1 protein-coding gene is annotated in these 1,083 nt (G+C 53.4%); it reads right to left on the bottom strand.

Annotated features, from left to right (window positions below; genetic code table 11):
- A partial coding sequence (locus BLT50_RS18900; RefSeq protein ID WP_175491551.1) for a CHASE domain-containing protein occupies window positions 1-692 on the bottom strand: 692 nt, incomplete at its 3' end.
- Window positions 693-1,083 lie beyond the last annotated feature (391 nt).

Here is a 1,083-nt window from a genome sequence, read left to right as displayed (position 1 = left end):
TCTCCCCATAGAACCTGGTCGCCGCCACTGTCAGTTTTTGTCACCACCGTTCCCAATTCGGGATCCAGGTCGTTTATAGCCTGGGCAATAAGCGCTGCCTCATCGGTAACGACAGAAACCATACCCCAAAAAGCATCATTTCCATTCTGGTCATCGACCACAACCGGTACGCGCTCGATGTATCCACGCCCTCCTTGAACCAAGTCCACTGGCCCTGAAAACTCCGCTTGCAGTTTTTCTCTCACGCGAAGAAAAGAGCTCGCCTGTGTTGGTGTATCAAGATAATCGAGGCCAATAACGCTCGCGTTTTCTTCAAGGGGATACACGAACCGAATGACACTCCCCTTTGCCACCCCGATGTTGCGTATACCAGGATTAGTCTCGAAAAACGGCGCCACGAGCGTTGCGAAGCTACTCTGATCCAACTCCGGGTCCGCTTGGATCGCGCTGGCGATTGAGTCAGCCAACATTTTGTGAAAGGCCAGCGTTCTTTGGATGTCGCTTGAGATAGTGAAAGCGGCTTCAAGAGCCTCGCTACGCTCTGAAACTCTGTCATTGCTTGAAATACGCCTTTCAACCTGAAGCGCGAGAAGCAGGCCAGCGAGAACAAACACTGCAATGGCGACCAGACTGACCCGACGTCGCTCGAGCAGCATGGCGAGATATGCGCCGATGTTTGTCTTTCCAACCATAGGAAGAAGGTTCCTATGACGGCACGCCAACGACAACCAAAACGTGTCAGCCAACGATACTCTATAAGCGGAAGTGGCTTCGTTAGATGTATTCGCGCCACACTTTTGAGCGCAAGTCTATCGCGTTGACCTCGCTTCTACGAACCTCGCAGGGGCTTTTCTCAGCGGTACTTTATCGAGGCATACAGGTCCAAGAGGGCGAGCGACAAAGACGCTAGTCGAACGAGGGCTCCGATAGCCAACTTCCTGAGTAACGGGGGCACGATTGGGGCACCTTTGCCTTGAACAGCGCTCCGCCGATGCTCCGAGAAAGCGCCGCCCGCAGCATCGCAGGTAAAGTCTGGTTCAAACGTTTGCCGTGCCGGCGAACGCAAATTTCTTACATTTTCCT

Source organism: Lutimaribacter saemankumensis (assembly GCF_900100005.1).
Classification (GTDB): domain Bacteria; phylum Pseudomonadota; class Alphaproteobacteria; order Rhodobacterales; family Rhodobacteraceae; genus Lutimaribacter; species Lutimaribacter saemankumensis.
This window is presented reverse-complemented; position numbering and strand designations above follow the sequence as displayed.